The following is a 7,874-nucleotide window of genomic DNA, read 5'->3' on the forward strand; positions in this document are numbered from 1 at the left end:
GTCAGCCTCCGCGCTTGAGGTCGAAGCCTGTGCACCAGGCAGCCTGGGCCTTGCTCGGGCGGATGTCGGTCCAGTCGATCAACTCGACCCGGCTGACGCCGTCGATGTGCAACTGGGCGTCGATGCCAGAGCGGGCGACCTCGACACCCAGGCGGCGCCGCGGGTTGATCCAGGCCTGCAGACGACGCCGACACTCGCTGAGGATGGCCTCGTACTCGGGGCCGTTGTCGGCCATGTGCAGCACGGCGTCGATCCGGTATGGCAGCACCTGGGCGCTGCGCACGTTGACCCGGTCGGCAACCGGGCGGATGTCCTCGTCGTTGAGGTAGGCGTTGACTTCGTCGAGCAGCGCCTGGGGCGCGACACCGTCGTCATCGATGCTCAGTACCGTGACATCGACCACCGCTGGTGACGGGCTTTCGGCGGTCGCGTCGGCGACCCGTCCCGAGGCGTTGCGGGCGTGGAGGATGTAACTGTTGCGCGGGCCGGCGGTGGTCAGGCCTTCATAGACCAGTTGCACACGTTCGCGCAGGGCGTCGTCGGACTCGAGAATCGCCTCGGTGGGCGGAACGGTGGTGGGGTCGGCGGCCTGGATCACCAGGCGCTGCAACGAAACGTTGGCCGCCAGTTGGTCAAGGTCGCGGCCCTGGGCATAGGCGAGCAGCAAAGCCTTCGCAGCATCATTGATGCGTGCCCGGTTGAGCAGTTTTCGGTAGGCGCCGACTTCGAGCAGCTTGGTGACCGGATCGCTTTCCAGCTGTGCCGTCCAGCCATCGCCCATATGTGCACGAAAGGTTTCAAGGTCGGCCTCGTACAGCGCCTCGAAATCAAGGTCTTCGAGCAGTTGCGGGGCGGGCAGTTTTGACAGGTCTACCTGGCTCATACGCTCACCTCCACCAGGGCGTCGTCGCCCAGGTAACGACCGCTCAGGGCCAGGCTGACCTGGCCGTCGAGCACGGCCACGACCTTCACTCGCTCCAGTTGCAGGCGTGGCTCCCAGCGCCCAAGGGCGCGGGCGACCTCGGCCTGGACCGCGCTCTTCCAGCCTTCGTTGACCGGCAGGTCGACATAGCGGCGCAGTTGGCTGCCGTAGTCCGGGCGCATGCGGCGACTGCCCAGAGGGGTGGTGAGAATGTCCTCGATGGACTGGCGCAGGTGAGCGATGCCGGCCAGTGGCAAGCCGGTGCGACGGTCCAGGCCGATCATGGCGCGCCTCCCGGAAAGGCCCGGGCGCGTTGATGGGTATCCATTGCGTTCTCCTGGCATGAAAAAGCCCGCGATGGCGGGCTGGGTTCAGTGTTTGTGGTTGGGCGTGTTGCCGGCGGTATCGATGATCCGCCCGCCGCCGTTGATGTCGCCGCTGACAGTCAGCGGGCCGTTGACCGTGACCTTGCCGGTCAGGGTGATGCTCGAGGCCTCGAGGGTGATCGCGCCATCATTGACCACCAGGGTGCTGGCACCGACCTTGATGCGTGCGTTGCCGCTGGGCAGTTCGATGTCATAGCGCCGGGCCTGCCAGTCGTAGGTCAGCGAACCGCCGTCATCGAAGCGCCAGACCTCGGCATGCTCGCGGTTGTCTGGCGGGAGGCCGGCATTGCCATACAGCCCGGCAAAGAAAGTACCTTGCGCCGGTTCGCCACTAGGGCTGAGCAACACGCCCTGCTCACCCAGGCTCGGCGCCCGCCAGTGCCGAGCCTTGCCGGCCGCCTGGGCATGCCAGCGCACCCAGGCGCTGCTCCAGCCACCACCATCGGACACACGGACCCGGGCAGCGGCCAAGTCCACCGCCACCACGCGGCAGGGAATCACCAGGGTGGCGAGCATGCGGTCATGCGTGGCGCTGACGTAGCTCATGCCAGGTCCTCCGGGGCGATGTACTTGCTTTCATTGCCGGGCCCCGTGTCTGGACTGAAGCCCAGCCGGAGGCTGCCCGGCGGTTGGTCGGGCCAGTGCCATTGCAATTCGCCCAGCAGCACCGGCTGATCCCAGCGCACGCGCCAGCCAGCACCGGCGAAGAACGCCCGTACGTTGCGGCTCGGCTCGACGAAGTCGAGCCCCCATAGCTGCTGGCGCAACAGGTCCATCAGTTGCGCGGCCAGCACACTGCCCTGCAGGCGTGCCTCGGGGTTGGCGGCATCGGGGGTGATGTCCGCCTCGAAGGTGGTGACCAGCACCGAGCGTCCATCCCTGGGCGCAGCATCGGCAGTCATGCGCACGATGCCATGGCGCAACGCAGGCAATGCCGGGGCATTTCCTGCTTCCGTATAGGCATCGACCGATGCCAGTTCCGGAATCGCCTCTCGAATCGTTGCGGTCAATGCCGCATGCAAGGTGGCCAGTTCGCTCATGTGCCGCACTCCTATCGTTCGTCCTTCAAACCAAGGCGCCTGGCTGCCCAGCGTTCGTAGAGGCCGATGGCTACATCGGCCCCCGCCATCGCGGTCAGGCACCCGAAGGCGCTGGCGCTCCAGATCGACATGCCGCTGGCATACAGCAGCATCACCGTCGACACCCCGCAGACCATGCAAGCCCCCGAGCGCAGCGCCAGCCGCCGCAGCAGCGACCAGCCTCGGGCACCGGCCTTGTCGGCCCGCCACATCTCGCCGGAAAGCCCTCCCAGCAATGCCAGGACGATCACCAGCCAGAGCGGCATCTCCAGTAACGCCTGTTGCTCGTTCGTCACTGTCCTGTCTCCTGTGTCATGGCCACCGGCGAGTGCCGGTGGATCCCTTGCCGTGTAACGCGGCATTCCAAAAGGCCCGTCCGTGCAGGCCCTTCAGTAATGCGTTGTCGAACCGTCGGTCACATCTGGTGACACCGACCGGTTCCGCTTCAAATTTGTGACTCCGACCGCGGCCACCTGCCCGCCGGATAACTGATCGTGGTGCTTTACGCTGCACACCCGGGCCAGTTGCCAACCCTCTGAACAGTCAAGGCCTGTTCATCGCTGCCTGTGTAACAACCGGTTGCTGTCCGGCTTGAGATACAGGCTATGCACTGATGCATATGCAGTCAATGCATTTTTGAAAATATTTATGCATGAGGAGTTGCTTAAATGCATGAAGGCCTTGTCGGGTATGGCCTGTAGGGCTTTTCAGAGAGCCTAAAAATTTTGTAGGACGGGCATGACTTGTGGCGGCGGGGGATGCAAGGCGGGAGGTGGGGGTATTTCGTATGCATGAAAAAACCCGCCGAAGCGGGTTTTTATCCAGCGGATTTGCGGGTCAGCGTGCGTACATGCCCCACCAGAAGACATGCCCGAGCAGGCTGATCTGCTCCTCCTGCATCTGCTGGAAACTGTAGTCTTCGTCGGGGTGCTCATCGCGGTTGAAGCTGCGCAGGCGTATGCCGGTGGGCAGGCGATAAACCTGCTTCACCCGCAGTTGGCCATTGTGGTTGATGGCGTAGAGATCGCCATCGATGATGTCGCCAATGGCACATTTACCGGTGTTGACGCCGACCGTCGCGCCATCGCGCAGCACCGGCAGCATGCTGTTGCCGCGCACCGTGACGCACTTGGCCTGGTCGAACTGCACACCATTGTGGCGCAGGCTGCGCTTGCCGAAACGCAGGCGCGCGCGCTCGCTTTCCTCGATGACGAATCTTCCTGATCCTGCTGCCAATTCGACCTCTCGAAGAAATGGAACGGACACCTCGTCATCCTCGACGGGGGTTTCGTCGTCCCACAGGCTGATGTCGCTCAGGTCCACATGACCATGCATGGGCTGCGCCTCGCGGGACTCACCCAGCTCTATGCGGCCACGCAACTGATCGGTGCTCACGCCGAAGTAATCGGCGATCCTGGAGACATGCTTGTCTGACGGATCGACAATTTTCTCGCTGAGAATCCGAGACAGGGTGGATTGCGGTACGCCCGTGCGCCGGTGCAGCTCCGTCGGGGACAGGCCGTGGCGATCGAGCAGTTCTCTGAGTACAGTGGCTACGTTGCGCTTTTGCATAAAATGCATATTGCTGCAGATCGATGGGAAATGCAAATGCATACAGCGCGCCCTGAACACGCGATCATTCTGGGATCCCCGTCACCGCATGCACCGCCCGCATCGCGCAAGGCGGACGCGCGCCCTGGGGTTCGATCTGCTCGCACTTGCGCAGCAACGGCAATGCGTCGCTGAACTTGATTGCAGCGACAGTCTCGGCATGCTGCTGAGACAAGAAACAGTGCTCGAAGCGATAGGCCGCATACACATCGGCCTGCACCGGCTCATTGTCATAGACTTCGCTCACGATCTCGCGCAGCAACTGGCGGGTCGGCTCGTCCAGCTTGGCCGGTATCCCCTGCAGCAACTGCTCCCGCGGTGTCCCGTCAGCCCGTGCCTGGACGACATGCCGCGAAGCCTCTATCGACGCCTGCATACCCTGCGGGAAAGGGCACTGTGCAGCCGCCATGACCGGCAACGGCAGGCTCAAGCCTGCGACCATCAGATAAAACGCCACCCTTGGCATGGAATTCCTCGCGCTGTATTCGGGCCTGTCCGGAAAATCGACAAATCATAGCGGTGCCCTGCCCTTTGTGTCCTGCAGCAGGCAAAAAAAGCCTGTACCATTGCGGGTTTCGAAATTGCCACCAGACCACCTGTTTCAAGGCCCTGAATGTCTGATCTCTCCGCACACACCCCGATGATGCAACAGTACTGGAAGCTGAAGAACCAGCATCCAGACCAGCTGATGTTCTACCGCATGGGCGACTTCTACGAAATCTTCTACGAAGATGCGAAGAAAGCCGCGAAACTGCTGGACATCACCCTGACTGCGCGCGGTCAGTCTGCGGGCCAGTCGATCCCCATGTGCGGGATTCCGTTCCACTCGCTGGAAGGCTACCTGGCCAAACTGGTCAAGCTCGGCGAATCGGTGGTGATCTGCGAGCAGATCGGCGACCCGGCCACCAGCAAGGGCCCAGTTGAGCGCCAGGTGGTGCGTATCATCACGCCGGGTACGGTCAGCGACGAGGCGCTGCTCGACGAGCGCCGCGACAACCTGATCGCCGCCCTGCTGGGTGACGAACGCCTGTTTGGCCTCGCGGTACTGGACATCACCAGCGGCAGCTTCACCGTGCAGGAGATCAAGGGCTGGGAAAACCTGCTCGCCGAACTCGAGCGTATCAACCCGGTGGAGCTGCTGATTCCCGACGACTGGCCCCAGGGCCTGCCTGCAGAGAAGCGCCCAGGAGCACGACGCCGGGCGCCGTGGGACTTCGATCGCGACTCGGCGCGCAAGAGTCTGTGCCAGCAGTTCGCAACCCAGGACCTCAAGGGCTTCGGCTGCGACAAGCTGACCCTGGCCATCGGCGCCGCCGGCTGCCTGCTGACCTACGCCAAGGAAACCCAGCGCACCAGCCTGCCGCACCTGCGCAGCCTGCGCCATGAGCGCATGGATGACACGGTGATTCTCGACGGCGCCAGCCGCCGCAACCTCGAGCTGGACATCAACCTGGCAGGTGGCCGCGACAACACGCTGCAGTCGGTCATCGACCGCTGCCAGACAGCGATGGCCAGCCGCCTGCTGAGCCGCTGGCTGAACCGCCCGCTGCGCGACCTGAAAGTCCTGCAGGCACGCCAGGATTCGATTCGCTGCTTCCTCGACGGCTACCGCTTCGAGAAGCTGCAGCCGCAACTCAAGGAAATCGGTGATATCGAGCGGATTCTCGCCCGTATCGGCCTGCGCAACGCCCGCCCACGTGATCTGGCACGCCTGCGCGATGCCCTTGGCGCCCTGCCCGAACTGCAGAACGCCATGGCCGAGCTCGAAGCCCCCCACCTGGCCCGCCTGGCGGCGATCACCGGCACCTACCCGGAGCTGGCCAGCCTGCTGGAGCGGGCAATCATCGACAACCCGCCTGCGGTGATCCGCGACGGCGGCGTACTCAAGACCGGCTACGACAGCGAACTCGACGAACTGCTGGCCATGAGCGAGAACGCCGGTCAGTTCCTGATCGACCTCGAAGCCCGAGAGAAAGCCCGCACCGGGCTTGCCAATCTCAAGGTCGGCTACAACCGTGTGCATGGCTATTTCATCGAGCTGCCCACCAAACAAGCCGAACAAGCGCCGGGCGACTATATCCGCCGCCAGACGCTCAAGGGCGCCGAGCGTTTCATCACACCTGAGCTCAAGGCGTTCGAAGACAAGGCGTTGTCGGCCAAGAGCCGCGCCCTGGCCCGCGAGAAGATGCTCTACGATGCACTGCTCGAGACCTTGATAAGCCACCTCGCACCGTTGCAGGACAGCGCTGCGGCGCTGGCCGAGCTGGACGTGCTGAGCAACCTCGCCGAGCGCGCACTGACCCTGGACCTGAACTGCCCGGCCTTTGTCGACGAGCCGTGCCTGCGCATCGAGCAGGGGCGTCATCCAGTGGTCGAGCAGGTACTGACCACGCCGTTCGTGGCCAACGACCTGGGCCTGGACAACAACACCCGCATGCTGATCATCACCGGCCCGAACATGGGCGGTAAATCCACCTACATGCGCCAGACCGCATTGATCGTGCTGATGGCGCATATCGGCAGCTTCGTGCCGGCAGCGCGCTGCGAGCTGTCGCTGGTGGACCGCATCTTCACCCGCATCGGTTCCAGCGACGACCTGGCCGGCGGCCGCTCGACCTTCATGGTAGAGATGAGCGAGACCGCCAACATCCTGCACAATGCCACCGACCGCAGCCTGGTACTGATGGACGAGGTCGGCCGCGGCACCAGTACCTTCGACGGCCTGTCGCTGGCCTGGGCCGCCGCCGAACGTCTGGCGCAATTGCGCGCCTACACCCTGTTCGCCACCCACTACTTCGAGCTGACCGTGCTGCCGGACAGCGAGCCGCTGGTGGCCAACGTGCACCTGAACGCCACCGAGCACAACGAGCGTATCGTGTTCCTGCACCATGTGCTGCCAGGCCCTGCCAGCCAGAGCTATGGCCTGGCAGTGGCGCAACTGGCGGGCGTGCCATCGCAAGTCATCCTGCGCGCCCGTGAACACCTGGGCCGCCTGGAAACTGCCAGCCTGCCCCACGAGGCGCCGGTGACCAAAGCCAAGGGCGAACCGCACGTGCCGCACCAGAGCGACCTGTTCGCCAGCCTGCCCCACCCGGTCATCGAGAAGCTGGGCAAGCTGGCACTGGACGACATGACGCCTCGCCAAGCTATCGAAATGCTATATCAACTGAAAAACCTGTTATAACGGCCAGCCGCGCAAGCTGGTAGAATCCGCCGCGGTTTGCCGGAGCTGCAGGCTATTAGCCTGGCCTGCAGCCAACGTAAACCGCGCTGCCCTGGAAGGAAGGGCACGCTGCCGTCGCCTGAGGAGAAAATTAGAAATGACCTTCGTCGTCACCGACAACTGCATCAAATGCAAGTACACCGACTGCGTGGAAGTCTGTCCGGTGGACTGCTTCTACGAAGGCCCGAATTTCCTGGTCATTCACCCGGACGAGTGCATCGACTGTGCGCTGTGCGAGCCTGAGTGCCCGGCACAGGCCATTTTCTCGGAGGACGAAGTGCCTGCCGGGATGGAGAACTTCCTCGAGCTCAACGCCGAGCTGGCTGAGATATGGCCGAACATCACCGAGCGTAAGGATCCCCTGCCGGACGCTGAAGAATGGGATGGCAAGCCAGGCAAGATCGCTGATCTGGAGCGCTGATCGCTGCAGTGACAAAAAAGGCCCGCAACAGACTGTGTGAAAACACACTGACAAGCCTTAGACCAGACGCCCCGACTTGTTCGGGGCGTTTGTTTTTGTGCTGAAAAAGGCTCTTCAGCCCATCAGTTGCATCATTTTCTTGGCACCCAGGACGCTGATCGCTCGCTTGAGGTTGTAAGCGGTCACGGCCAGCGACATCTCAGCTCTTGTCCCTTCGAGTTGTCGCAGCAGG

General features: G+C 63.3%; 9 protein-coding genes. 2 read left to right on the forward strand and 7 right to left on the reverse strand.

What is annotated here, in order from left to right; translation table 11 throughout:
* Window position 1: 1 nt before the first annotated feature.
* From VA602_RS07550 to VA602_RS07580, 7 genes are all read right to left on the reverse strand, one after another.
* On the reverse strand, window positions 2-883 hold the full coding sequence (locus VA602_RS07550; protein ID WP_065862268.1) for a baseplate assembly protein: 882 nt from the start codon (window positions 881-883) through the stop codon (window positions 2-4).
* Window positions 880-1,206 carry a GPW/gp25 family protein gene (locus tag VA602_RS07555; RefSeq protein WP_063545905.1) on the reverse strand — a complete coding sequence of 109 codons (327 nt, stop codon included), beginning with the start codon at window positions 1,204-1,206 and terminating at the stop codon, window positions 880-882. The genes VA602_RS07550 and VA602_RS07555 overlap by 4 nt, the downstream gene beginning before the upstream one ends.
* An 87-nt stretch (window positions 1,207-1,293) precedes the next feature.
* The gene (locus VA602_RS07560) at window positions 1,294-1,854 is read right to left on the reverse strand and encodes a phage baseplate assembly protein V (RefSeq protein WP_323452894.1); all 561 of its coding nucleotides are present in this window, start codon (window positions 1,852-1,854) and stop codon (window positions 1,294-1,296) included.
* A complete protein-coding gene (locus tag VA602_RS07565; protein WP_323452895.1) occupies window positions 1,851-2,348 on the reverse strand; it encodes a hypothetical protein in 498 nt (165 codons plus the stop codon). Before VA602_RS07565 ends, VA602_RS07560 begins: the two co-directional genes overlap by 4 nt.
* 11 nt (window positions 2,349-2,359) lie before the next feature.
* Window positions 2,360-2,683, reverse strand: a complete 324-nt coding sequence (locus tag VA602_RS07570; RefSeq protein WP_054891048.1) for a phage holin family protein — start codon at window positions 2,681-2,683, stop codon at window positions 2,360-2,362.
* A 541-nt stretch (window positions 2,684-3,224) separates the two neighbouring features.
* Window positions 3,225-3,959, reverse strand: a complete 735-nt coding sequence (locus VA602_RS07575) for a LexA family transcriptional regulator (protein ID WP_054891094.1) — start codon at window positions 3,957-3,959, stop codon at window positions 3,225-3,227.
* A gap of 64 nt (window positions 3,960-4,023) precedes the next feature.
* Entirely contained in the window at window positions 4,024-4,455 is a 432-nt protein-coding gene (locus tag VA602_RS07580; RefSeq protein ID WP_323452896.1) for a hypothetical protein, read from the reverse strand.
* A 156-nt stretch (window positions 4,456-4,611) separates the two neighbouring features.
* On the opposite strand from VA602_RS07580, the gene mutS reads away from it, so the two are divergent.
* Together mutS and fdxA are read left to right on the forward strand one after the other, a co-directional pair.
* Window positions 4,612-7,182 (forward strand): DNA mismatch repair protein MutS, encoded by a 2,571-nt coding sequence (gene mutS / locus VA602_RS07585; protein ID WP_323452897.1) that lies wholly within the window; start codon window positions 4,612-4,614, stop codon window positions 7,180-7,182.
* 136 nt (window positions 7,183-7,318) lie between these two features.
* Complete coding sequence (gene fdxA / locus VA602_RS07590; RefSeq protein ID WP_054891051.1) at window positions 7,319-7,642, forward strand: ferredoxin FdxA; 324 nt, start codon at window positions 7,319-7,321, stop codon at window positions 7,640-7,642.
* Window positions 7,643-7,874 lie beyond the last annotated feature (232 nt).

Origin of the sequence: Pseudomonas machongensis, from assembly GCF_034961125.1 — a bacterium.
GTDB classification, from domain to species: Bacteria; Pseudomonadota; Gammaproteobacteria; order Pseudomonadales; family Pseudomonadaceae; genus Aquipseudomonas; species Aquipseudomonas machongensis.